The organism is Escherichia sp. SCLE84 (assembly GCF_012584495.1).
GTDB lineage: Bacteria > Pseudomonadota > Gammaproteobacteria > Enterobacterales > Enterobacteriaceae > ECMA0423.
Map to the genome: position 1 here is coordinate 301705 of NZ_CP051430.1, position 23350 is coordinate 325054.

Below are 23350 nucleotides of genomic sequence, written 5' to 3' on the forward strand. Positions count from 1 at the left end.
GCGCTATGACTTCATCTCTGCCCTGTGGGCAAACGTCTTTATTGTTACAGATGACCGAGCGCCTGGCGCTTTCCGACGCGCATTTTCGGCGGATAAGTCAATTGATCTATCAACGAGCCGGGATCGTTCTGGCTGACCATAAACGCGACATGGTTTACAACCGACTGGTTCGTCGTTTGCGTTCGCTGGGACTAACGGATTTCGGTCATTATCTGAACTTGCTGGAATCTAATCAGCACAGCGGTGAGTGGCAGGCGTTTATCAATTCGCTGACCACGAATCTGACGGCATTTTTCCGTGAGGCACACCATTTCCCTCTGCTCGCGGATCACGCACGTCGCCGTTCTGGCGAGTATCGCGTATGGAGCGCGGCGGCTTCGACCGGCGAAGAGCCGTACAGCATTGCGATGACGCTGGCTGACACATTGGGCACCGCGCCCGGACGCTGGAAAGTGTTTGCCAGTGATATCGACACCGAAGTGCTGGAAAAAGCCAGAAGCGGTATTTATCGCCATGAAGAGTTGAAAAACCTGACGCCGCAGCAACTGCAACGGTATTTCATGCGAGGGACGGGACCGCATGAAGGGCTGGTACGCGTGCGTCAGGAGCTGGCGAACTATGTTGATTTTGCCCCGCTGAATCTACTGGAGAAACAGTACACCGTGCCGGGGCCGTTTGATGCGATCTTCTGTCGTAACGTCATGATCTACTTCGATCAAAATACCCAGCAGGAGATTTTGCGCCGCTTTGTTCCGCTCCTTAAACCCGACGGATTGCTGTTTGCGGGTCACTCTGAAAACTTTAGCCACCTTGAGCGCCGCTTCACGCTGCGTGGTCAGACGGTGTATGCGCTAAGTAAGGATTAACGATGAGCAAAATCAGGGTGTTATCTGTCGATGATTCGGCACTAATGCGCCAGATCATGACAGAAATCATCAACAGCCATAGCGACATGGAAATGGTGGCGACCGCGCCTGATCCGCTGGTCGCGCGTGACTTGATTAAGAAATTCAATCCCGATGTGCTGACGCTGGATGTTGAAATGCCGCGGATGGACGGACTGGATTTCCTCGAAAAATTAATGCGTTTGCGTCCAATGCCCGTTGTGATGGTTTCTTCCTTGACCGGCAAAGGATCAGAAGTCACGCTGCGCGCGCTGGAGCTGGGGGCAATAGATTTTGTCACCAAACCGCAACTGGGTATTCGCGAAGGAATGCTGGCGTATAGCGAAATGATTGCTGAAAAGGTGCGTACGGCAGCAAAGGCGAGCCTTGCAGCACATAAGCCATTGTCAGCACCGACAACGCTGAAGGCGGGTCCGTTGTTGAGTTCTGAAAAACTGATTGCGATTGGTGCTTCAACGGGTGGAACTGAGGCAATTCGTCACGTACTGCAACCGTTGCCGCTTTCCAGCCCGGCATTGTTAATTACCCAACATATGCCGCCCGGTTTCACCCGCTCTTTTGCCGACAGACTTAATAAGCTTTGCCAGATCGGGGTTAAAGAAGCCGAAGACGGAGAACGTGTCTTGCCGGGGCATGCCTATATTGCGCCGGGCGATCGGCATATGGAGCTGTCGCGTAGTGGCGCAAATTACCAAATCAAAATTCACGATGGCCCGGCGGTTAACCGTCATCGGCCTTCGGTAGATGTGTTGTTCCATTCTGTCGCCAAACAGGCGGGGCGTAATGCGGTTGGGGTGATCCTGACCGGTATGGGCAACGACGGCGCGGCGGGAATGTTGGCGATGCGTCAGGCGGGGGCATGGACCCTTGCGCAAAACGAAGCAAGTTGCGTGGTGTTCGGCATGCCGCGCGAGGCCATCAATATGGGTGGTGTCTGCGAAGTGGTCGATCTTAGCCAGGTAAGCCAGCAAATGTTGGCAAAAATTAGTGCCGGACAGGCGATACGTATTTAAATCAGGAGTGTGAAATGGCGGATAAAGAACTTAAATTTTTGGTTGTGGATGACTTTTCCACCATGCGACGCATAGTGCGTAACCTGCTTAAAGAGCTGGGATTCAATAATGTTGAGGAAGCGGAAGATGGCGTCGACGCTCTCAATAAGTTGCAGGCAGGCGGTTATGGATTTGTTATCTCCGACTGGAACATGCCCAATATGGATGGCCTGGAATTGCTGAAAACAATTCGTGCGGATGGCGCGATGTCGGCATTGCCAGTGTTAATGGTGACTGCAGAAGCGAAGAAAGAGAACATCATTGCTGCGGCGCAAGCGGGGGCCAGTGGCTATGTGGTGAAGCCATTTACCGCCGCGACGCTGGAGGAAAAACTCAACAAAATCTTTGAGAAACTGGGCATGTGAGGATGCGACTATGATGCAACCATCAATCAAACCTGCTGACGAGCATTCAGCTGGCGATATCATTGCGCGCATCGGCAGCCTGACGCGTATGCTGCGCGACAGTTTGCGGGAACTGGGGCTGGATCAGGCCATTGCCGAAGCGGCGGAAGCCATCCCCGATGCGCGCGATCGTTTGTACTATGTTGTGCAGATGACCGCCCAGGCTGCGGAGCGGGCGCTGAACAGTGTTGAGGCGTCACAACCGCATCAGGATCAAATGGAGAAATCAGCAAAAGCGTTAACCCAACGTTGGGATGACTGGTTTGCCGATCCGATTGACCTTGCCGACGCCCGTGAACTGGTAACAGATACACGACAATTTCTGGCAGATGTACCCGCGCATACCAGCTTTACTAACGCGCAACTGCTGGAAATCATGATGGCGCAGGATTTTCAGGATCTCACCGGGCAGGTCATTAAGCGGATGATGGATGTCATTCAGGAGATCGAACGCCAGTTGCTGATGGTGCTGTTGGAAAACATCCCGGAACAGGAGTCGCGTCCAAAACGTGAAAACCAGAGTTTGCTTAATGGACCTCAGGTCGATACCAGCAAAGCCGGCGTGGTAGCCAGTCAGGATCAGGTGGACGATTTGTTGGATAGTCTTGGATTTTGATTTGTATTGCCTGATGTGGCGTGACCACGTCATATCAGGCGGTCTGATAAGGCGATGACGCCGCATCCGACAAACGCACACTATGCTTGATGTGTGGCAGCAAAAGCCCTAAATCCCGCCTGTTTTGCCCCTTACTCAAACCATTGAACGCTTTGCGCTCTGGCATCATTCACGCTTAATACTCTTTCCAGGATTGGCGACGTGTCTGACGAGAGCGACGACAAAACAGAAGCCCCCACACCTCACCGACTAGAAAAAGCGCGGGAAGAGGGGCAAATCCCGCGTTCCCGTGAACTGACCTCACTGCTGATTTTGCTGGTGGGCGTTAGTGTTATCTGGTTTGGCGGTGTGTCGCTGGCCCGTCGATTGTCGGGCATGCTCTCCGCTGGGCTGCATTTTGATCACAGTATTATCAATGACCCGAATCTGATCCTCGGGCAGATTATTCTGCTGATCAGAGAAGCCATGCTGGCGCTGCTGCCGCTGATTAGCGGCGTGGTGCTGGTGGCGCTCATTTCTCCGGTCATGCTGGGAGGGCTGGTATTTAGCGGCAAATCCTTGCAGCCGAAGTTTTCCAAACTCAACCCGCTACCGGGCATTAAACGGATGTTCTCGGCTCAGACTGGCGCGGAGTTGCTTAAAGCAATTTTGAAAACCATCCTGGTTGGCAGCGTGACGGGGTTTTTTCTCTGGCATCACTGGCCGCAGATGATGCGCTTGATGGCCGAGTCTCCGATTACCGCCATGGGTAATGCGATGGATTTGGTAGGGCTATGCGCACTGCTGGTGGTGCTTGGTGTCATTCCAATGGTGGGATTTGACGTCTTTTTCCAAATATTCAGCCACCTGAAAAAGCTGCGTATGTCACGGCAGGATATTCGTGATGAGTTCAAACAAAGCGAAGGTGACCCTCATGTTAAAGGGCGGATCCGTCAGATGCAGCGAGCTGCTGCACGGCGTCGGATGATGGCCGATGTGCCGAAAGCGGATGTCATTGTCAATAACCCGACCCACTATTCGGTAGCGTTGCAGTATGACGAAAACAAAATGAGCGCACCGAAAGTGGTCGCTAAAGGTGCAGGGCTGGTCGCGCTGCGCATTCGTGAAATTGGCGCTGAAAATAACGTCCCGACGCTTGAAGCGCCGCCGCTGGCGCGAGCGCTGTATCGACATGCGGAGATTGGTCAACAAATCCCGGGTCAACTGTACGCCGCGGTGGCGGAAGTGCTGGCCTGGGTCTGGCAACTGAAACGCTGGCGTCTGGCTGGTGGACAGCGCCCTGTACAACCTACTCATCTTCCGGTGCCGGAAGCCCTGGATTTTATTAACGAGAAACCGACCCATGAGTAATCTGGCCGCGATGCTGCGCCTGCCCGCAAACCTGAAATCGACACAATGGCAGATCCTTGCCGGACCGATTTTGATCCTGTTGATCTTGTCGATGATGGTGCTGCCACTGCCCGCATTCATACTCGACCTGTTGTTTACCTTCAATATTGCCTTGTCGATCATGGTGTTGCTGGTGGCGATGTTTACCCAGCGCACGCTTGAGTTTGCTGCGTTTCCGACCATTCTGTTGTTTACTACGTTGTTGCGTCTGGCACTTAACGTGGCTTCAACCCGTATCATTTTGATGGAAGGGCATACCGGCGCGGCGGCGGCTGGGAAGGTGGTCGAAGCATTCGGTCACTTCCTCGTTGGTGGCAATTTCGCTATCGGTATCGTAGTGTTTGTCATTCTCGTGATCATCAACTTTATGGTCATTACCAAAGGTGCCGGGCGTATCGCAGAAGTGGGTGCGCGCTTTGTTCTCGATGGTATGCCGGGTAAGCAGATGGCGATTGACGCCGACCTTAACGCTGGATTGATTGGTGAAGATGAGGCGAAAAAACGCCGCTCCGAAGTGACTCAGGAAGCCGATTTTTACGGCTCAATGGACGGGGCAAGTAAGTTTGTTCGCGGCGATGCCATCGCCGGGATCCTCATCATGGTCATTAACGTTGTCGGCGGGTTGCTGGTCGGCGTGCTGCAACATGGCATGAGCATGGGACACGCGGCGGAAAGTTATACACTATTGACCATTGGCGACGGTCTGGTGGCACAAATTCCGGCGCTGGTGATTTCTACCGCCGCGGGGGTCATCGTTACGCGTGTCAGCACCGATCAGGATGTTGGCGAGCAGATGGTGAATCAGCTTTTCAGTAACCCAAGCGTTATGTTGTTAAGCGCCGCCGTGCTCGGTTTACTCGGCCTGGTGCCTGGAATGCCGAACCTGGTATTTTTGCTGTTCACTGCCGGATTGCTGGGGCTGGCCTGGTGGATACGCGGACGCGAACAAAAAGCGCCTGTCGAACCCAAACCGGTAAAAATGGCAGAGAATAATACCGTTGTCGAAGCGACGTGGAACGATGTACAACTGGAAGATTCTCTGGGAATGGAAGTGGGTTATCGACTGATCCCGATGGTCGATTTCCAGCAGGATGGTGAGTTGTTGGGCCGTATACGCAGTATCCGCAAGAAATTTGCCCAGGAGATGGGATTTCTGCCGCCAGTGGTGCACATTCGCGACAATATGGATCTGCAACCTGCCCGCTATCGCATTTTGATGAAAGGCGTGGAGATTGGCAGTGGTGATGCTTATCCGGGGCGCTGGCTGGCGATTAACCCTGGAACCGCTGCCGGGACGTTACCTGGTGAGGCGACCGTCGATCCGGCATTTGGCCTGAATGCTATCTGGATTGAAAGTGCGCTAAAAGAACAGGCGCAGATTCAGGGGTACACAGTGGTTGAGGCCAGCACGGTGGTAGCAACGCATCTTAACCACCTCATTAGCCAGCATGCCGCAGAGCTGTTTGGTCGTCAGGAGGCGCAACAGCTGTTGGATCGCGTCGCCCAGGAGATGCCAAAGCTGACGGAAGATCTCGTTCCTGGCGTCGTCACGCTCACCACACTGCATAAAGTGCTGCAAAATCTCCTCGATGAAAAAGTACCGATTCGCGATATGCGCACCATTCTCGAAACGCTGGCGGAACATGCGCCCATCCAAAGCGATCCACATGAATTAACCGCCGTCGTGCGCGTGGCGTTGGGACGGGCGATTACCCAGCAGTGGTTTCCTGGCAAAGATGAAGTCCATGTTATTGGCCTCGATACACCGCTGGAACGTTTGTTACTACAGGCGCTGCAGGGCGGGGGAGGACTGGAGCCAGGGCTGGCGGATCGTTTACTGGCGCAAACTCAGGAAGCGCTATCCCGTCAGGAGATGCTGGGTGCGCCGCCAGTATTGTTGGTGAACCACGCGCTGCGACCATTATTGTCTCGCTTCCTGCGCCGCAGCTTGCCGCAGTTAGTGGTCCTGTCGAATCTGGAACTGTCTGATAACCGACATATCCGCATGACGGCGACAATTGGCGGCAAATAATGAGAACCTTATTAGCAATATTATTGTTTCCGCTGCTGGTGCAAGCCGCCGGGGAGGGGATGTGGCAGGCAAGTAGTGTAGGAATTACGCTAAATCATCGCGGTGAGTCGATGTCGTCTGCGCCTCTTTCTACGCGACAACCTGCTTCAGGATTGATGACGCTGGTAGCGTGGCGTTATCAGCTTATCGGCCCGACACCTTCAGGACTGCGGGTTCGCTTGTGTTCGCAATCTCGTTGTGTCGAATTAGAGGGGCAGAGCGGAACCACCGTGGCCTTTTCCGGTATAGCGGCAGCAGAACCGTTGCGATTTATCTGGGAAGTGCCAGGCGGTGGGCGGTTAATTCCACCGCTAAAGGTACAACGTAATGAAGTGATTGTGAATTATCGCTGAAGGACAAAAAAATTACGCGCTCGCGAGTATGTTTAATAACTCAGTGAAAAAGGCTCGATGTCTTGTTGCAATTATTTATCAGGAATAGCTTGCAACAAAACATGCCAAAAAGATGTGAATTATCCTCTTGTCAAAGGGCTTGGATAAAAATCTTCAGAGTTACGGTATAGCTGCAACTGGCGAGTTCGCGTATTGGTCTGTATGATCATACATGAGAGCCATTCTGATTCAGAATAAGGGTCACTTAAATCCTGAACGTCCTCATTTGAAAGGATTAATTCACATTCTTTGTCCCTAAAATCCAGCCAGGCTCGCTGTGATTTTTTAAGCAAGTTAAGTTGTTCGGTATCAGGTTTTTTTACACCTGTGCGTGGCACTTGTTCTATATAACGATAAGCTTCACCATAGGCTTTATTTAATTGCGCATCGACGAGATTGTATTCTTGTCGCAGGCATGATTTGATCACGTTAATGTCAGTATCATCATCTGAATTTTTTTGCCAACAATCTTTGATGGCTGAAATGTCATGGTCGTTTACTATAACCGTATCTTCTGCGTAAGCCTGGCAAGAGATAATGCCTAATGTTAATACAAGAAATTTAAACACTGCGGTATTCCTTAAATTCAACCGTTATCGTTTCCCTGGGGCCGGATATTACGCTTCTGGCCTCTTATCCAACAGTCAGAAAACAATGGCATGTCCATTTTCAGAATACATTTAGATGGCAATAAAAAAGCCTGATCAGGTAACCCTGATCAGGCTTTACTCTCACGAAAAATCGATTACATACGCTCTACTGTCTCAATACCCAGCGTATCCAGACCCAGCTTTAGCGTCTTCGCTGTCAGTTGTGCCAGTTTCAGACGGCTGTTACGCACTTCTTCGTTTTCTGCGCTGAGGATCGGGCAGTGCTCGTAGAAGCCAGAGAACAGACCAGCCAGATCGTACAGGTAAGCACACATCACATGCGGCGTGCCTTCACGGGCAACCACGGTGAGGGTTTCTTCAAACTGCAGCAGGCGAGCTGCCAGTTGCGCTTCACGATCTTCACGGATGATTACCGGAGCTGCAGCCAGTTGCTCTTCGTTAATTTCTGCCTTACGGAACACGGACAATACACGCGTGTAAGCATACTGCATGTATGGCGCGGTATTACCCTCAAACGCCAGCATGTTGTCCCAGTCGAAGATGTAGTCCGTGGTGCGGTTTTTGGAGAGATCCGCATATTTCACCGCACCAATACCAACCGCGTTAGCCAGTTTTTCCAGCTCGTCAGCTGGCATATCCGGGTTCTTTTCTGCCACCAGACGGCGTGCACGTTCCAGGGCTTCATCCAGCAGATCGGCCAGTTTCACTGTACCACCCGCGCGGGTTTTGAACGGTTTGCCGTCTTTACCCAGCATCATGCCGAACATGTGGTGTTCCAGCGGTACGGATTCCGGTACATAGCCTGCTTTACGGACGATCGCCCATGCCTGCATTAGGTGTTGATGCTGACGGGAGTCGATGTAATACAGCACGCGATCGGCATGCAGTGATTCATAACGATATTTCGCACAGGCGATATCAGTGGTGGTGTAGAGATAGCCGCCATCTTTCTTCTGAATGATCACGCCCATCGGTTCGCCTTCCTTGTTTTTAAACTCATCAAGGAATACGACGGTCGCCCCTTCGCTTTCTACTGCCAGACCTTTGGCTTTGAGATCCGCCACAATTCCTGGCAGCATTGGGTTGTAGAGGCTTTCGCCCATCACGTCATCACGGGTCAGCGTCACGTTGAGACGATCGTAAGTGATCTGGTTCTGCGTCATGGTGATGTCGACCAGTTTGCGCCACATCTCGCGGAAATATTCGTCACCGCTTTGCAGTTTTACCACGTAGTTACGTGCACGCTCGGCGAACTCTTCATCTTCGTCGTAATGCTTTTTCGCATCGCGGTAGAAACCTTCAAGGTCAGCCAGCTCCATTTCACCGGCGTTTTCCTGCTGCTGCTTTTCCAGCCATGCAATCAGCATACCGAACTGAGTGCCCCAGTCGCCGACGTGGTTTGCGCGAATCACTTTGTGACCGAGGAACTCCAGAGTACGCACTGCTGCGTCACCAATAATGGTAGAGCGCAGGTGACCGACATGCATCTCTTTCGCCACGTTTGGCGCAGAGTAGTCAACCACAATGGTCTGTTTTTCTGGCGTAGAAACACCGAGACGATCGGACGCCAGCGCCTGCTGAACATGTTCAGCCAGGAATGCCGGATCAAGGAAAATGTTGATAAAGCCTGGACCGGCGATCTCAACTTTGCTGGCGATACCGTTAAGATCCAGATGAGTCAGCACCTGCTCTGCTAATTGTCGCGGTGCCATACCCAGTTTTTTAGCAACTGCCATCATGCCGTTAGCCTGATAGTCGCCGAACTGAACTTTTGCTGACTGACGAACCTGCGGTTCGCAATCCGCAGGCGCGCCTGCCGCAATCATGGCCTGACGGACTTTTTCTGAGAGAAGAGCCTGAATATTCACCGGAATACCTTACATTGATGAAGCGAGCAAAAATTGCCCGCACCAGTTAAAGAAATTAGGGCGGGAGTATACTGCAAATGGCTGTTTTCGTCAGCAACGTGCGCGTGGCGTATTGCCGTTTTCACTATTGCATCAGAAGCGGCGTGAAATCAGCGGTTGGTTGGCGCAGGGCAACAGGGTAAATTAACGCTTTTACTGAAAGACGAAGAGTGATTATGGCGAACTGGCAATCTATCGACGAGCTGCAGGATATTGCATCGGATTTACCGCGATTTACCCACGCATTAGATGAACTTTCCCTCCGTCTGGGGTTGAATATCACTCCGCTGACTGCCGATCACATTTCTTTGCGTTGCCATCAAAACGCCACTGCTGAACGCTGGCGTCGCGGGTTTGAACAGTGTGGCGAGCTTTTGTCAGAAAATATGATCAATGGCAGACCGATTTGTCTGTTTAAATTGCATGAACCGGTACAGGTTGCGCACTGGCAGTTTTCTATTGTGGAGCTACCGTGGCCCGGGGAAAAACGTTACCCACACGAAGGTTGGGAACATATTGAAATCGTTCTGCCGGGTGATCCAGAAACGCTGAATGCCCGTGCGCTGGCATTGCTTTCTGATGAAGGACTCAGCCTACCGGGGATCTCAGTTAAAACCAGTTCACCAAAAGGTGAGCATGAGCGATTACCGAATCCGACGCTGGCGGTCACCGATGGCAAAACAACTATTAAGTTTCATCCGTGGTCCATTGAAGAGATCGTTGCCAGCGAGCAGTCAGCGTAATTAAGGAGCAAAAATGGCATTACTGGAAATTTGCTGTTACAGCATGGAATGTGCACTAACGGCGCAGCAAAACGGCGCAGACAGAGTTGAATTATGCGCAGCCCCAAAAGAGGGGGGCTTAACGCCGTCGTTGGGGGTACTGAAATCCGTGCGCCAGCGGGTGACGATCCCTGTGCATCCGATAATTCGCCCACGCGGTGGTGATTTTTGCTACAGCGACGGTGAGTTTGCCGCCATTCTTGAGGATGTGCGCACGGTCCGCGAATTAGGTTTTCCTGGACTGGTGACGGGCGTTCTCGATGTTGACGGGAATGTCGATATGCCACGAATGGAAAAAATAATGGCTGCTGCCGGTCCGCTGGCAGTGACTTTTCATCGCGCCTTCGATATGTGCGCTAACCCTTTATATACACTCAATAATCTTGCGGAATTGGGCATTGCCCGGGTACTGACATCAGGGCAAAAATCAGACGCACTGCAAGGTTTATCAAAAATTATGGAACTTATTGCCCATCGTGATGCTCCAATCATTATGGCCGGAGCAGGAGTCCGTGCAGAAAACCTGCACCACTTCCTCGATGCCGGAGTGCTGGAAGTCCATAGCTCCGCGGGAGCGTGGCAAGCCTCACCGATGCGTTATCGTAATCAAGGATTGTCCATGTCATCAGATGAACACGCGGACGAGTATTCGCGTTATATCGTAGACGGGGCGGCGGTTGCTGAAATGAAAGGAATCATTGAACGCCATCAGGCCAAATGATTTTTACCGTTGCATCATGTCGCCCAATATGATGCTTGCTCGTACCAGGCCCCTGCAATTTCAACAGGGGCCTTTTTTTATCCCTGAGCAGTATAAAAAACGAACGATAACCGTGATCTGTTGAGCGGGTGACAGTGAACATAGCGTTGTGCTAATAATATTTTTTATATTCACATTGATTATGGGATTTAAATTGCTAAAACTGATAAATATATATTCTAAATAGCAACTGGGTTATTCCTTAGCAATTAATGATTACATTGTAATAAATCATATTCTTTATCGATTATTTCAGGCAGTGTTGTGCCGAGTTATGCAAGCGGTTAATTCGTTGTGTATTTAATTATACAATGATTTCGGTGTTCTGGAATTTATTTAGAGGAATCTATGCGAGGGAAAAAACGCATTGGGTTATTGTTTTTGCTGATAGCGGTTGTGGTTGGTGGCGGCGGGTTATTGCTGGCGCAAAAAGCCTTACATAAAACGTCGGATACAGCATTTTGCCTTTCCTGCCACTCGATGAGTAAACCTTTTGAGGAATATCAGGGAACTGTCCACTTTTCGAACCAGAAAGGGATACGTGCGGAATGTGCAGATTGCCATATTCCAAAGTCAGGGATGGATTATTTATTTGCTAAATTAAAAGCATCTAAAGATATTTATCATGAATTTGTTAGCGGCAAAATAGACAGTGACGATAAGTTCGAAACTCATCGCCAGGAAATGGCCGAAACAGTATGGAAAGAATTAAAAGCAACTGACTCTGCAACGTGCCGTAGTTGCCATTCTTTTGATGCCATGGATATTGCCTCGCAAAGTGAATCTGCGCAGAAAATGCATAACAAAGCACAAAAGGGCGGCGAAACCTGTATCGATTGTCATAAAGGCATTGCCCATTTTCCGCCAGAAATAAAAATGGATGACAACGCGGCGCATGAGCTGGAAAGTCAGGCCGCTACTTCAGTGACTAATGGCGCACATATTTATCCTTTCAAAACTTCTCGCATAGGCGAGCTGGCTACCGTGAATCCTGGTACCGATCTCACCGTCGTTGATGCCAGTGGCAAACAGCCGATCGTTCTGTTGCAGGGTTATCAAATGCAGGGCAGTGAAAACACGCTCTACCTGGCGGCAGGTCAACGGCTGGCGCTAGCCACATTAAGTGAAGAAGGTATCAAGGCGCTCACGGTAAACGGGGAATGGCAGGCTGACGAATACGGCAATCAATGGCGTCAGGCGTCTTTACAGGGTGCGCTTACCGATCCCGCATTAGCGGACCGTAAACCGCTATGGCAATACGCTGAAAAACTTGACGATACCTATTGCGCTGGTTGCCATGCGCCTATTGCCGCTGACCATTACACCGTCAATGCATGGCCGTCCATTGCCAAAGGAATGGGTGCGCGAACCAGCATGAGCGAAAACGAACTGGACATTTTAACGCGGTATTTCCAGTACAACGCCAAAGATATTACCGAGAAACAGTGATCCTCGTTGATCAGGGAGGAAGTTATGACATTAACAAGACGTGAATTTATTAAACACAGCGGTATTGCCGCTGGAGCGCTGGTGGTGACATCGGCAGCACCGCTCCCCGCATGGGCAGAAGAGAAGGGCGGTAAAATCCTCACCGCGGGACGTTGGGGAGCGATGAACGTAGAAGTGAAGGACGGCAAGATTGTTTCTTCAACAGGCGCGCTGGCGAAAACCATACCGAACTCCTTACAGTCTACGGCGGCGGATCAGGTACACACCACGGCACGTATTCAGCATCCGATGGTAAGAAAAAGCTATCTCGATAATCCACTGCAACCGGCGAAAGGTCGTGGCGAAGATACTTATGTACAGGTGAGCTGGGAGCAAGCATTAAAACTGATTCATGAGCAACACGATCGCATTCGCAAAGCTAACGGACCATCTGCTATTTTTGCCGGATCATACGGCTGGCGCTCTTCTGGCGTGTTGCATAAAGCGCAAACCTTACTGCAACGTTATATGAACCTGGCGGGCGGTTATTCCGGGCATAGCGGCGATTATTCAACCGGGGCAGCACAGGTGATCATGCCGCATGTGGTCGGTTCTGTAGAGGTGTATGAACAGCAGACCTCCTGGCCGCTGATTCTGGAAAACAGCCAGGCTGTGGTGCTGTGGGGGATGAACCCGCTGAATACCTTAAAAATTGCCTGGAGCAGTACCGATGAGCAAGGGCTGGAATACTTCCATCAGCTGAAAAAATCTGGCAAACCAGTGATTGCCATTGATCCTATCCGCTCCGAAACCATCGAGTTCTTTGGTGATAATGCTACCTGGATCGCGCCGAATATGGGCACCGACGTGGCACTGATGTTAGGGATTGCGCATACCCTGATGACACAAGGTAAACACGATAAAGTGTTCCTTGAAAAATACACCACCGGGTATCCGCAGTTTGAAGAGTATCTGACAGGTAAGAGCGATAATACTCCGAAGAGCGCGGCCTGGGCGGCGGAAATTACTGGCGTACCGGAAGCGCAGATAGTCAAACTCGCTGAACTGATGGCGGCGAATCGCACAATGCTGATGGCTGGCTGGGGAATTCAGCGCCAGCAATATGGTGAACAGAAACACTGGATGCTGGTGACGCTGGCGGCGATGTTAGGGCAGATTGGTACACCGGGCGGCGGTTTTGGTTTCTCTTATCATTACTCCAACGGTGGCAATCCGACGCGTGTTGGCGGCGTGCTGCCGGAAATGTCTGCGGCGATTGCCGGACAGGCCAGCGAGGCCGCTGATGATGGCGGAATGACGGCGATTCCTGTTGCCCGTATCGTCGATGCGCTGGAAAATCCTGGTGGCAAATATCAGCATAACGGTAAAGAACAAACGTATCCGAATATCAAAATGATCTGGTGGGCGGGTGGCGGTAACTTTACCCATCACCAGGATACTAATCGTCTGATCAAAGCATGGCAGAAACCGGAGATGATCGTCGTTTCTGAATGCTACTGGACCGCAGCTGCTAAACATGCAGATATCGTATTACCGATCACCACATCGTTTGAGCGCAATGACTTGACGATGACCGGTGATTACAGCAACCAGCATATTGTGCCGATGAAGCAGGCTGTTGCTCCGCAATTTGAAGCGCGTAACGATTTTGACGTATTTGCCGATCTTGCTGAATTACTGAAACCTGGCGGAAAAGAGATCTATACCGAAGGTAAAGATGAAATGGCGTGGCTGAAATTTTTCTATGATGCCGCTCAGAAAGGTGCTCGTGCGCAACGCGTGACTATGCCGATGTTTAATGCCTTCTGGCAGCAAAATAAACTGATCGAAATGCGCCGCAGCGAGAAGAACGAACAGTACGTTCGTTATGCTGATTTCCGCGCCGATCCGGTGAAAAATGCGCTGGGTACGCCAAGCGGCAAAATTGAGATTTACTCCAAAACGCTGGAAAAATTTGGCTATAAGGATTGCCCGGCACACCCAACCTGGCTTGCGCCTGATGAGTGGAAGGGTACCGCCGACGAGAAGCAGTTGCAGCTTCTGACCGCACATCCGGCACACCGTTTACATAGTCAGCTTAACTATGCGGAACTGCGTAAAAAATATGCGGTTGCAGATCGTGAACCAATCACTATTCACACCGAAGATGCTGCTCGCTTTGGTATTGCGAATGGTGATCTGGTGCGTGTGTGGAACAAACGTGGTCAGATTCTGACAGGCGCGGTGGTGACTGACGGGATCAAAAAAGGCGTGGTATGCGTGCATGAAGGTGCATGGCCAGATCTGGAAAATGGCTTGTGTAAAAACGGCAGTGCGAACGTGTTAACGGCGGATATCCCCAGCTCGCAGCTGGCAAATGCCTGTGCCGGTAACTCTGCGCTGGTGTATATCGAAAAATATACGGGCAATGCGCCGAAGTTAACGGCGTTTGATCAGCCAGCTATTCAGGCATAAGAAGTGAATAGCGCCCGGAAACGGGCGCTGAGGTTATGCAAACGTAAAACTGCCTGATGCGCTATGCTTATCAGGCCTACATAGTCCCTGCAATAGATTGAATTAGCAAGGGTTTGTAGGCCGGATAAGGCATTCAAGCCGCATCCGGCAGTAATGCCAGACCTTTACGGCTTGCGCGCAATCAGCACCGCGCGTTTAGGCGCAGGATAACCTTCAACTGTCTTACTCGGATCATGTGGGTCGAGGAAATCGGACAGAGATTCGGTAACCATCCATTCAGTGCGTCGCTGCTCTTCAGTAGTGGTAACGCACACATCCACAACGCGGATATCTACAAAACCACACTTCTTCAGCCAGTTTTTCAGCGCCAGCGCGGAAGGGATGAAATAGACATTACGCATTTGCGCGTAACGATCGCCTGGTACCAGCACCGTGTTCTCATCGCCATCAATAACCAGCGTTTCCAGCACCAGTTCACCCTCATTCACCAGTTGATCTTTCAACTGCCAGATATGCTCCAGCGGCGAACGGCGATGGTAAAGCACGCCCATCGAAAAGACGGTATCAAAGGCTTTCAGTGCCGGAAGCTGTTCAATACCTAACGGTAACAAATGTGCGCGCTGATCGTTACCCAGTAGTTTACGCACCGCTTCAAACTGGCACAGAAACAGTTGCGTAGGGTCGATCCCCACCGCGAGGTGCGCGCCTGCGCCAATCATGCGCCACATGTGATAACCGCTGCCGCAGCCGACATCCAGAATGGTGCGTCCGGTTAAATCAGAAAGATGGGGCAGAACACGATCCCATTTCCAGTCGGAACGCCATTCGGTATCGATGTTGACGCCATACAGTGAGAACGGCCCTTTGCGCCATGGCATCAGGTTCCGCATAAGCGTTTCAATGCGTTTAATTTGCCCGGTGCTCAGTGGCTCTTCGCTTTCGGCGGTTACGCTATGCAATAAATCCAGACGATACGGTTTAATTTCAGGCAGAAATTCCACCGCGTTGGACCACTGCTTAAACAGCCCGTGCTGCTGCTCGCGCTGCCAGTTAGCAATCTGCGCGGGCAGCGTTTCGAGCCAGTGTGAAAGATGATTTTTGGCAATCAGAGAATAAAAGTTACCAAAGTCGATCATGCAGCGTCCTCTGCTTTTAATGCCACCAGTGAACCAAAGTTAAAGCACTGGAACCACAGCTCGCTATGCTCAAAACCGGCTTTATGCAGGCGTGCTTTATGGGTTTCCACGGAATCGGTCAGCATCACGTTTTCCAGCATGCTGCGCTTCTGGCTGATCTCCAGTTCGCTGTAACCGTTGGCACGTTTAAAGTCGTGGTGCATGTTGAACAACAGTTCACCAACTTTGGCATCTTCGAAACTGAATTTTTCCGAAAGCACCAGCGCGCCGCCTGGGTTCAGTCCTTGATAAATTTTATCCAGTAATGCCTGGCGCTCGGAAGGTTCCAGGAATTGCAGGGTAAAATTCAGCACCACCATCGATGCGTTTTCAATGGCGATATCGCGAATATCACCTTCAATGACGTCTACTGGCGTAGGGGCTTTATAGGCGTCAATATGACGACGGCAGCGTTCAATCATCGCCGGGGAGTTGTCGATGGCAATAATTTTGCAATTATCATGATGAATGTTGCGACGCACCGAGAGCGTCGCCGCGCCCAGAGAACAACCCAGATCGTAAACCTGCGTACCAGGTTGAACGAAGCGCTCGGCTAACATACCAATCATGGAAATAATATTGGAATAGCCGGGAACGGAACGCTGGATCATATCCGGGAAGACTTCAGCTACCCGTTCATCAAAGGTCCAGTCGCCCAGTCTGGCGATAGGGGCAGAAAATAGCGTGTCGCGGTGAGACATAACGTAAAAATCCGGGAAAAAGAAAGTGGCGTATTGTGCGCTAACGCAGGGAGAAAACCAACTCCCAGGGCATATACCAAAGATTCGCCAGCACCATCAGCAACAGCGCACACCAGGTGGCGCTCATGCCGGAACGTCGCCAGCGAAACAGACAGTGATGAAAACCGTAATAATGCATCAGACGACCAGCAAGCAAAACGATGCCGCAAATATGCACCATCCAGGTTTCTGCGCCATTCATTTCCATAAACAGCATCAGCACAATCGCGATGGGAATATATTCCACCGCGTTACCATGAATGCGAATAGCGCTTTGCAGTTCGCTAAAACCACCGTCACCATAGGCAACGCGGTACTGCAAACGCAAGCGAACGACATCAAAAGAGAACTTCATTAATAACAACGCACTTAAAACGGCATATAGCGCGCTTACCATACAAACTCCCTTTAAAATGGCCGATGGCACCTGTCTATGATAGGTGGCAAATTCAGAAAAGAGAAGATTGCTGTGGAATAGCCGGAACTGCTCCGATCTCTGGAAGCGTTTTACGTAAGTCTTCCCACAGGGTATGTACCAGTTCCGGGGCCTGGGCAATGTCTGGCGTATGTAAAAAAAGATAAGGCGTAGTGGTCTGATGCCACTGCGCTAATTTCTGTAACCAGACCTGAAATAATTCCCGGTTTTGCGTCATATCATCACTACCGATAAAACGGATCAGCGGATTTGTCGCCGTCAGTACAGCATGTACCGGAACTTTAGGTTTTTTTCGTTGAGCGTCGCGAATAGCTTCACTGTGTGGACATGCTGCATGAACCGGGCGGCTGTCTAAAATCACCCGATTAACGCCGCGCTGATGTAAACCGCGATTAAGAGTTTGTTCCTCTTCCCCTTTGGCGAAAAACTGTGGATGGCGGACTTCCACACCATAATTAAATTCGCCAGGGAGAGAATCGAGAAAATGCCAAAGCGCAGGCAGCTCCCGTGGGCCGAATGTGGCAGGCAGTTGCAGCCAGTATTGCCCAATGCGCGGAGCCAACGGTGACATGCGGGTCAAAAATTCAGTCACTAAATCATCGCAATGTCGTAATGCTGCCTGATGCGAAATGGTCGCCGGAAACTTAAAACAGAAGCGGAAGTCATCTGTGGTCTGTTCACGCCAGCGCAGGACAACCTCGGGTTTCGGCAGGGCGTAAAGCGTGGTGTTGCCCTCCACGCAGTTAAAGTGGCGGGCATACTCTTCAAGGCTGGTGATCCCCAACCGCACCCATTTAGGATGCGACCATTGCGGTAGACCGATGTAAATCATAACGCGTGAAGGATCTCTTCCACGCTACGCACACGGGCGATGCGTGGGTAGATATGGTTGATGCTGTTATTGTGCTGCTCGGCGCTAGCGGCACTACAGGCGTCTTCGGCAATCACCAGATTAAAGCCAAGTTCCCAGGCATTGCGGGCGGTGGATTCAACACCGATATTGGTCGAGATCCCACATAACACTATTGTATCGATACCTCGGCGGCGCAGTTGCAACTCCAGATCCGTACCGTAAAACGCACCCCACTGACGTTTGATGATTTCGATATCACTGTCAGTTGCACCTAATGCAGCTGGATGTTGCCACCAGTTTTCGGGCAACACTTTAGCGGGGGAGGGGGCATCAACCGGCTGTTTTAATGCTTCGGCGTAATCGGCAGACCAGCCAACGCGCACCAGAAACACGGGCTGACCGCTGGCGCGAAATTTCGCCGCCAGCTTCCCGGCGCGATTAACTACCTCATCGGCAGTATGTGGACCACCGGCAAAAGGTAAGATGCCTTCTTGTAAATCGATCACCACCAGCGCAGTGGTTTTAGCATTAAGTTCAAGCATAATGACTCCTGAAAAAACAAAATCGTGCCTCACACCTTAATGCGATTAGCCGATGGCGGAACGACAAATTTTGTTAATTTTTATGAGTTCGGGCAACACCTTTATAGCAAACTGGCGTAGAGTCTGATTTCAGGCCCGATATAAAGTGGTAACGAGGCGTTCCAGCGCGGGCCAGGCTCTTACGGTGCGGCAGAATTTCCAGTATAATAGCCGCCTTTTTTCATTCAGTTGTGACATACAGCTAACGCTGCGACTTGGTCACCTGCGCAGCAGGGGGCATCCGCCGGCAGCTAAGTTAAGGGATATCTCATGCGTACAGAATATTGTGGACAGCTCCGTTTGTCCCACGTGGGGCAGCAGGTGACTCTGTGTGGTTGGGTCAACCGTCGTCGTGATCTTGGTAGCCTGATCTTCATCGATATGCGCGACCGCGAAGGTATCGTGCAGGTATTTTTCGATCCGGATCGTGCGGACGCGTTAAAGCTGGCCTCTGAACTGCGTAATGAGTTCTGCATTCAGGTCACGGGCACCGTACGTGCGCGTGACGAAAAAAATATTAACCGCGATATGGCGACCGGCGAAATCGAAGTGCTGGCGTCCTCGCTGACTATCATCAACCGCGCAGATGTTCTGCCGCTTGACTCTAACCACGTCAACACCGAAGAAGCGCGTCTGAAATACCGCTACCTCGACCTGCGTCGCCCGGAAATGGCTCAGCGCCTGAAAACCCGCGCTAAAATCACCAGCCTGGTGCGCCGTTTTATGGATGACCACGGCTTCCTCGACATCGAAACTCCGATGCTGACCAAAGCCACGCCGGAAGGCGCGCGTGACTACCTGGTGCCTTCTCGTGTGCACAAAGGTAAATTCTACGCGCTGCCACAATCCCCGCAGTTGTTCAAACAGCTGCTGATGATGTCCGGCTTTGACCGCTACTATCAGATCGTTAAATGCTTCCGTGACGAAGACCTGCGCGCTGATCGTCAGCCTGAATTTACTCAGATCGATGTGGAAACTTCTTTCATGACCGCGCCGCAAGTGCGTGAAGTGATGGAAGCGCTGGTGCGCCATCTGTGGCTGGAAGTGAAGGGCGTGGATCTGGGCGATTTCCCGGTAATGACCTTTGCGGAAGCAGAACGCCGTTATGGTTCTGATAAACCGGATCTGCGTAACCCGATGGAACTGACCGACGTTGCTGATCTGCTGAAATCTGTTGAGTTTGCAGTATTTGCAGGTCCGGCGAACGATCCGAAAGGTCGCGTTGCCGCTCTGCGCGTTCCGGGCGGCGCATCGCTGACCCGTAAGCAGATCGACGAATACGGTAACTTCGTTAAAATCTACGGCGCGAAAGGTCTGGCTTACATCAAAGTTAACGAACGCGCGAAAGGTCTGGAAGGTATCAACAGCCCGGTAGCGAAGTTCCTTAATGCAGAAATCATCGAAGCCATCCTGGATCGTACTGCCGCGCAAGATGGCGATATGATTTTCTTCGGTGCCGACAACAAGAAAATTGTTGCCGACGCGATGGGCGCACTGCGCCTGAAAGTGGGTAAAGACCTTGGTCTGACCGACGAAAGCAAATGGGCACCGCTGTGGGTTATCGACTTCCCGATGTTTGAAGACGACGGTGAAGGCGGCCTGACGGCAATGCACCATCCGTTCACCTCACCGAAAGACATGACTGCTGCAGAACTGAAAGCTGCACCGGAAAATGCGGTGGCGAACGCTTACGATATGGTCATCAATGGTTACGAAGTGGGCGGTGGTTCAGTACGTATCCATAATGGTGATATGCAGCAGACGGTGTTTGGTATTCTGGGTATCAACGAAGAGGAACAGCGCGAGAAATTCGGCTTCCTGCTCGACGCTCTGAAATACGGTACTCCGCCGCACGCAGGTCTGGCATTCGGTCTTGACCGTCTGACCATGCTGCTGACCGGCACCGACAATATCCGTGACGTTATCGCCTTCCCGAAAACCACGGCGGCAGCGTGTCTGATGACTGAAGCACCGAGCTTTGCTAACCCGACTGCACTGGCTGAGCTGAGCATTCAGGTTGTGAAGAAGGCTGAGAATAACTGATATGACTCAAATACACGAAATCATTCGCGTTGCATCAAGGCGGCAACTGAGTGAACTCCCATGAGCATAGATAACTATGTGAATGGGATGAGCGAAGGCAGTCAACGAAGAGGCAGCGTGGAGGATAAAGTGTATAAGCGTCCCGTTTCGATCTTAGTGGTCATCTATGCACAAGATACGAAACGGGTGCTGATGTTGCAGCGGCGTGACGATCCCGATTTCTGGCAGTCGGTAACCGGCAGCGTGGAAGAGGGTGAAACCGCGCCGCAAGCTGCCATGCGCGAAGTAAAGGAAGAGGTCACCATTGATGTTGTCGCTGAACAACTGACCTTAATTGACTGTCAGCGCACGGTAGAGTTTGAAATTTTTTCACATTTACGTCATCGCTATGCGCCGGGCGTGACGCGTAATACGGAATCATGGTTCTGTCTTGCGCTTCCGCACGAGCGGCAGATCGTTTTCACTGAACATCTGGCTTACAAGTGGCTTGATGCGCCTGCTGCGGCGGCGCTCACTAAGTCCTGGAGCAACCGGCAGGCGATTGAACAGTTTGTAATTAACGCTGCCTGAACAGGCAGGGCTATCTGGAGATATTTTTATGGCAGGTCATAGTAAATGGGCCAACACCAGACATCGTAAAGCTGCGCAGGATGCTAAGCGCGGTAAAATCTTCACTAAAATCATTCGTGAGCTGGTAACCGCGGCTAAGCTGGGCGGTGGCGATCCGGACGCTAACCCGCGTCTGCGTGCGGCGGTGGATAAAGCACTGTCTAACAACATGACCCGTGACACACTGAACCGCGCAATTGCACGTGGTGTGGGCGGTGATGATGATGCAAACATGGAAACCATCATCTACGAAGGTTACGGTCCTGGCGGCACGGCAATCATGATTGAATGTCTGTCTGACAACCGCAACCGTACCGTTGCTGAAGTGCGTCATGCATTCAGCAAATGTGGCGGTAACCTCGGTACAGATGGTTCCGTAGCCTATCTGTTCAGCAAAAAAGGCGTGATCTCCTTCGAGAAAGGCGATGAAGACACCATCATGGAAGCAGCTCTGGAAGCAGGTGCTGAAGACGTTGTGACCTATGATGACGGCGCGATTGATGTCTACACTGCATGGGAAGAAATGGGTAAAGTGCGCGACGCTCTGGAAGCGGCAGGTCTGAAAGCAGACAGCGCGGAAGTTTCCATGATCCCGTCCACCAAAGCTGATATGGATGCAGAAACCGCACCGAAACTGATGCGTCTGATCGATATGCTGGAAGATTGCGACGACGTGCAGGAAGTTTACCATAACGGTGAAATCTCTGATGAGGTCGCAGCGACTCTCTGATGAGGCCTGCTAAACAGCAAAACGGAGACGCGTGATGGCTATTATTCTCGGCATTGATCCGGGTTCGCGCGTGACCGGCTATGGCGTAATTCGCCAGGTAGGCAGGCAACTGTCCTACCTGGGTAGCGGATGCATACGCACCAAAGTGGATGATTTACCGTCTCGTCTGAAGCTCATCTATGCGGGCGTGACGGAAATCATCACCCAGTTCCAGCCTGATTATTTCGCCATTGAACAAGTCTTTATGGCGAAGAACGCTGACTCAGCCCTGAAACTGGGCCAGGCGCGCGGCGTGGCGATTGTGGCGGCGGTGAATCAGGAGTTGCCAGTATTTGAATACGCGGCACGTCAGGTAAAGCAAACGGTGGTAGGCATTGGTAGCGCCGAGAAAAGCCAGGTGCAGCATATGGTCCGCACCTTGCTGAAACTGCCCGCTAATCCACAAGCGGATGCCGCCGATGCACTGGCGATTGCCATCACCCACTGCCACGTTAGTCAGAATGCGATGCAGATGAGCGAATCGCGGCTGAACCTGGCGAGAGGGCGACTGCGTTAAGTTATACCGCCTCGGTCAGTTCAGGCTGAGGCGTTTCAACTCCCTCCGCGTGAATCAACACCAAACCCGGATGATGCCACAAACTGGCTGGCGTGACGGTTTTACGCTCCCACGGAATAGAACCTAAGAACCAGAATTTCCAGAAAGTGAGTTTTGCATTCGGATTGCTATTTAACAGTTCTCCAAACGTTTCTATTTCACCCACCGGAATGCATAGCGCTTCTTTATAAATATCAAAAACAAATTTTGAACAGAACTGGCGCGAAGATTCGTATTTAAAACCGGTGTGGTAAAGTTTGCGTAGCCGGGAGGGAACCTGTTCAACAATTCGTTGTTTTTGTTGTTCTGTCAGCCCAGCGTCTAATCGCTTTATAGCATAGCGTTGATTAGACGAACGTTTAATAAAACGAGATAGCGTGGTGATGGTTGAAAGGGGAACCCGGCTTTCTGCAACCAGGAAGTCTTCACCGTTATGACCGATAATGATCCCGACGTGATTACTCCAGCAATTTGATGCAGCTGATATTTGACCAAATAAGGCAGCACCTATACATGTAAAGACGATATCTCCAATTTCATATTCAGCAGGGTAATTAATATTCACGTTGTCATTCCATTGAAATAGATATGAATATACGTAATAGCATAAAAAATTTATTATTTCAGGAGTCGCAATGTATATTTTTATTACGCATTTCTTCACTGAATATGTAATATTCAAATATTTGCTTCCAATATAACCTGTAGAATAAATTATACTGCGCCATTTTTCAGATCGTTGGGACGCCTCGCAAGTTTTCTTCATCCTTCGCTGGATATCTATCCAGCATTTTTT

25 protein-coding genes are annotated in these 23350 nt (G+C 51.2%); 17 read left to right on the top strand and 8 right to left on the bottom strand.

From position 1 onward, the window contains the following. The first annotated feature begins 5 nt into the window (after positions 1 to 5). From cheR to flhe, 7 genes are all read left to right on the top strand, one after another. The gene (cheR, locus tag HGD79_RS01650) at positions 6 to 866 is read left to right on the top strand and encodes a protein-glutamate O-methyltransferase CheR (RefSeq protein ID WP_000204339.1); all 861 of its coding nucleotides are present in this window, start codon (positions 6 to 8) and stop codon (positions 864 to 866) included. A 2-nt stretch (positions 867 to 868) separates the two neighbouring features. Then, positions 869 to 1918, top strand: a complete 1050-nt coding sequence (gene cheB, locus HGD79_RS01655) for a protein-glutamate methylesterase/protein glutamine deamidase (RefSeq protein ID WP_000036378.1) — start codon at positions 869 to 871, stop codon at positions 1916 to 1918. A 14-nt stretch (positions 1919 to 1932) separates the two neighbouring features. Beyond that, positions 1933 to 2322, top strand: a complete 390-nt coding sequence (cheY, locus tag HGD79_RS01660; RefSeq protein WP_000763867.1) for a chemotaxis response regulator CheY — start codon at positions 1933 to 1935, stop codon at positions 2320 to 2322. 10 nt (positions 2323 to 2332) lie between these two features. Continuing rightward, positions 2333 to 2977 carry a protein phosphatase CheZ gene (gene cheZ / locus HGD79_RS01665; protein WP_000983609.1) on the top strand — a complete coding sequence of 215 codons (645 nt, stop codon included), beginning with the start codon at positions 2333 to 2335 and terminating at the stop codon, positions 2975 to 2977. 201 nt (positions 2978 to 3178) lie between these two features. Then, the gene (gene flhB / locus HGD79_RS01670) at positions 3179 to 4327 is read left to right on the top strand and encodes a flagellar biosynthesis protein FlhB (RefSeq protein WP_001278954.1); all 1149 of its coding nucleotides are present in this window, start codon (positions 3179 to 3181) and stop codon (positions 4325 to 4327) included. Next, complete coding sequence (gene flhA, locus HGD79_RS01675; RefSeq protein WP_000066997.1) at positions 4320 to 6398, top strand: flagellar biosynthesis protein FlhA; 2079 nt, start codon at positions 4320 to 4322, stop codon at positions 6396 to 6398. The genes flhB and flhA overlap by 8 nt, the downstream gene beginning before the upstream one ends. Next, complete coding sequence (gene flhe, locus HGD79_RS01680) at positions 6398 to 6790, top strand: flagellar protein FlhE (RefSeq protein WP_001259583.1); 393 nt, start codon at positions 6398 to 6400, stop codon at positions 6788 to 6790. Before flhA ends, flhe begins: the two co-directional genes overlap by 1 nt. Before the next feature lie 119 nt (positions 6791 to 6909). On the opposite strand, the gene HGD79_RS01685 is transcribed toward flhe, so the two are convergent. Beyond that, positions 6910 to 7398 carry a lysozyme inhibitor LprI family protein gene (locus tag HGD79_RS01685; protein ID WP_001297434.1) on the bottom strand — a complete coding sequence of 163 codons (489 nt, stop codon included), beginning with the start codon at positions 7396 to 7398 and terminating at the stop codon, positions 6910 to 6912. 90 nt (positions 7399 to 7488) lie between these two features. Here HGD79_RS01685 and yecV point away from each other — a divergent pair, with 90 nt between their 5' ends. Further along, entirely contained in the window at positions 7489 to 7533 is a 45-nt protein-coding gene (gene yecV, locus HGD79_RS26480; RefSeq protein ID WP_211180499.1) for a protein YecV, read from the top strand. A 41-nt stretch (positions 7534 to 7574) separates the two neighbouring features. Here yecV and argS read toward each other — a convergent pair whose 3' ends face one another. Further along, positions 7575 to 9308 (bottom strand): arginine--tRNA ligase, encoded by a 1734-nt coding sequence (gene argS / locus HGD79_RS01690; RefSeq protein ID WP_001025336.1) that lies wholly within the window; start codon positions 9306 to 9308, stop codon positions 7575 to 7577. A gap of 215 nt (positions 9309 to 9523) precedes the next feature. Between argS and HGD79_RS01695 the strand changes: the two genes are divergently transcribed. The 4 genes from HGD79_RS01695 to torZ all read left to right on the top strand — a co-directional run bounded on the left by HGD79_RS01695 (position 9524) and on the right by torZ (position 14792). Next, positions 9524 to 10090, top strand: a complete 567-nt coding sequence (locus HGD79_RS01695) for a VOC family protein (protein WP_001300190.1) — start codon at positions 9524 to 9526, stop codon at positions 10088 to 10090. Between the two features lie 13 nt (positions 10091 to 10103). Continuing rightward, on the top strand, positions 10104 to 10850 hold the full coding sequence (gene cutC / locus HGD79_RS01700) for a copper homeostasis protein CutC (protein ID WP_001185741.1): 747 nt from the start codon (positions 10104 to 10106) through the stop codon (positions 10848 to 10850). Between the two features lie 387 nt (positions 10851 to 11237). Continuing rightward, the gene (locus HGD79_RS01705; RefSeq protein ID WP_001214304.1) at positions 11238 to 12338 is read left to right on the top strand and encodes a NapC/NirT family cytochrome c; all 1101 of its coding nucleotides are present in this window, start codon (positions 11238 to 11240) and stop codon (positions 12336 to 12338) included. 24 nt (positions 12339 to 12362) lie between these two features. Beyond that, positions 12363 to 14792 carry a trimethylamine N-oxide reductase TorZ gene (torZ, locus tag HGD79_RS01710; protein WP_000176771.1) on the top strand — a complete coding sequence of 810 codons (2430 nt, stop codon included), beginning with the start codon at positions 12363 to 12365 and terminating at the stop codon, positions 14790 to 14792. A 164-nt stretch (positions 14793 to 14956) separates the two neighbouring features. On the opposite strand, the gene cmoB is transcribed toward torZ, so the two are convergent. The 5 genes from cmoB to HGD79_RS01735 are packed head-to-tail and all read right to left on the bottom strand — an operon-like array spanning position 14957 to position 18538. Continuing rightward, positions 14957 to 15928 carry a tRNA 5-methoxyuridine(34)/uridine 5-oxyacetic acid(34) synthase CmoB gene (gene cmoB / locus HGD79_RS01715; protein WP_168848266.1) on the bottom strand — a complete coding sequence of 324 codons (972 nt, stop codon included), beginning with the start codon at positions 15926 to 15928 and terminating at the stop codon, positions 14957 to 14959. Further along, positions 15925 to 16668: a carboxy-S-adenosyl-L-methionine synthase CmoA gene (cmoA, locus tag HGD79_RS01720; RefSeq protein WP_000019588.1), complete on the bottom strand. Its 744-nt coding sequence runs from the start codon at positions 16666 to 16668 to the stop codon at positions 15925 to 15927. Before cmoA ends, cmoB begins: the two co-directional genes overlap by 4 nt. Before the next feature lie 40 nt (positions 16669 to 16708). Then, positions 16709 to 17104, bottom strand: a complete 396-nt coding sequence (locus HGD79_RS01725; protein WP_168848267.1) for an MAPEG family protein — start codon at positions 17102 to 17104, stop codon at positions 16709 to 16711. 52 nt (positions 17105 to 17156) lie between these two features. After that, positions 17157 to 17975, bottom strand: a complete 819-nt coding sequence (locus HGD79_RS01730; RefSeq protein WP_000639271.1) for a DUF72 domain-containing protein — start codon at positions 17973 to 17975, stop codon at positions 17157 to 17159. Then, positions 17972 to 18538, bottom strand: a complete 567-nt coding sequence (locus HGD79_RS01735) for a hydrolase (RefSeq protein ID WP_000891620.1) — start codon at positions 18536 to 18538, stop codon at positions 17972 to 17974. Before HGD79_RS01735 ends, HGD79_RS01730 begins: the two co-directional genes overlap by 4 nt. 309 nt (positions 18539 to 18847) lie before the next feature. On the opposite strand from HGD79_RS01735, the gene aspS reads away from it, so the two are divergent. From aspS to ruvC, 4 genes are all read left to right on the top strand, one after another. Next, positions 18848 to 20620, top strand: a complete 1773-nt coding sequence (gene aspS / locus HGD79_RS01740) for an aspartate--tRNA ligase (protein ID WP_001258662.1) — start codon at positions 18848 to 18850, stop codon at positions 20618 to 20620. Between the two features lie 117 nt (positions 20621 to 20737). Continuing rightward, positions 20738 to 21190 (top strand): dihydroneopterin triphosphate diphosphatase, encoded by a 453-nt coding sequence (gene nudB, locus HGD79_RS01745; protein WP_001443602.1) that lies wholly within the window; start codon positions 20738 to 20740, stop codon positions 21188 to 21190. 28 nt (positions 21191 to 21218) lie between these two features. After that, positions 21219 to 21959 carry a YebC/PmpR family DNA-binding transcriptional regulator gene (locus HGD79_RS01750; protein WP_000907248.1) on the top strand — a complete coding sequence of 247 codons (741 nt, stop codon included), beginning with the start codon at positions 21219 to 21221 and terminating at the stop codon, positions 21957 to 21959. A gap of 34 nt (positions 21960 to 21993) precedes the next feature. Further along, the gene (ruvC, locus tag HGD79_RS01755; RefSeq protein ID WP_001295503.1) at positions 21994 to 22515 is read left to right on the top strand and encodes a crossover junction endodeoxyribonuclease RuvC; all 522 of its coding nucleotides are present in this window, start codon (positions 21994 to 21996) and stop codon (positions 22513 to 22515) included. Between the two features lies 1 nt (position 22516). Here the strand turns inward: ruvC and HGD79_RS01760 are convergent, their stop codons facing one another. Then, the gene (locus HGD79_RS01760; protein WP_001024929.1) at positions 22517 to 23119 is read right to left on the bottom strand and encodes a YebB family permuted papain-like enzyme; all 603 of its coding nucleotides are present in this window, start codon (positions 23117 to 23119) and stop codon (positions 22517 to 22519) included. 70 nt (positions 23120 to 23189) lie between these two features. Here HGD79_RS01760 and yobI point away from each other — a divergent pair, with 70 nt between their 5' ends. Then, entirely contained in the window at positions 23190 to 23255 is a 66-nt protein-coding gene (gene yobI / locus HGD79_RS01765; protein WP_001386853.1) for a stress response small protein YobI, read from the top strand. Positions 23256 to 23350: the final 95 nt, after the last annotated feature.

Excerpts from the sequence above, each read along its gene's own strand:
- cheR (WP_000204339.1), top strand. The coding sequence starts at position 6 with ATGACTTCATCTCTGCCCTGTGGGCAAACGTCTTTATTGTTACAGATG.
- cheB (WP_000036378.1), top strand. The coding sequence starts at position 869 with ATGAGCAAAATCAGGGTGTTATCTGTCGATGATTCGGCACTAATGCGC.
- cheY (WP_000763867.1), top strand. The coding sequence starts at position 1,933 with ATGGCGGATAAAGAACTTAAATTTTTGGTTGTGGATGACTTTTCCACC.
- cheZ (WP_000983609.1), top strand. The coding sequence starts at position 2,333 with ATGATGCAACCATCAATCAAACCTGCTGACGAGCATTCAGCTGGCGAT.
- flhA (WP_000066997.1), top strand. The coding sequence starts at position 4,320 with ATGAGTAATCTGGCCGCGATGCTGCGCCTGCCCGCAAACCTGAAATCG.
- flhe (WP_001259583.1), top strand. The coding sequence starts at position 6,398 with ATGAGAACCTTATTAGCAATATTATTGTTTCCGCTGCTGGTGCAAGCC.
- HGD79_RS01695 (WP_001300190.1), top strand. The coding sequence starts at position 9,524 with ATGGCGAACTGGCAATCTATCGACGAGCTGCAGGATATTGCATCGGAT.
- cutC (WP_001185741.1), top strand. The coding sequence starts at position 10,104 with ATGGCATTACTGGAAATTTGCTGTTACAGCATGGAATGTGCACTAACG.
- HGD79_RS01705 (WP_001214304.1), top strand. The coding sequence starts at position 11,238 with ATGCGAGGGAAAAAACGCATTGGGTTATTGTTTTTGCTGATAGCGGTT.
- torZ (WP_000176771.1), top strand. The coding sequence starts at position 12,363 with ATGACATTAACAAGACGTGAATTTATTAAACACAGCGGTATTGCCGCT.
- cmoB (WP_168848266.1), bottom strand. The coding sequence starts at position 15,928 with ATGATCGACTTTGGTAACTTTTATTCTCTGATTGCCAAAAATCATCTT.
- cmoA (WP_000019588.1), bottom strand. The coding sequence starts at position 16,668 with ATGTCTCACCGCGACACGCTATTTTCTGCCCCTATCGCCAGACTGGGC.
- HGD79_RS01725 (WP_168848267.1), bottom strand. The coding sequence starts at position 17,104 with ATGGTAAGCGCGCTATATGCCGTTTTAAGTGCGTTGTTATTAATGAAG.
- HGD79_RS01730 (WP_000639271.1), bottom strand. The coding sequence starts at position 17,975 with ATGATTTACATCGGTCTACCGCAATGGTCGCATCCTAAATGGGTGCGG.
- HGD79_RS01735 (WP_000891620.1), bottom strand. The coding sequence starts at position 18,538 with ATGCTTGAACTTAATGCTAAAACCACTGCGCTGGTGGTGATCGATTTA.
- aspS (WP_001258662.1), top strand. The coding sequence starts at position 18,848 with ATGCGTACAGAATATTGTGGACAGCTCCGTTTGTCCCACGTGGGGCAG.
- HGD79_RS01750 (WP_000907248.1), top strand. The coding sequence starts at position 21,219 with ATGGCAGGTCATAGTAAATGGGCCAACACCAGACATCGTAAAGCTGCG.
- ruvC (WP_001295503.1), top strand. The coding sequence starts at position 21,994 with ATGGCTATTATTCTCGGCATTGATCCGGGTTCGCGCGTGACCGGCTAT.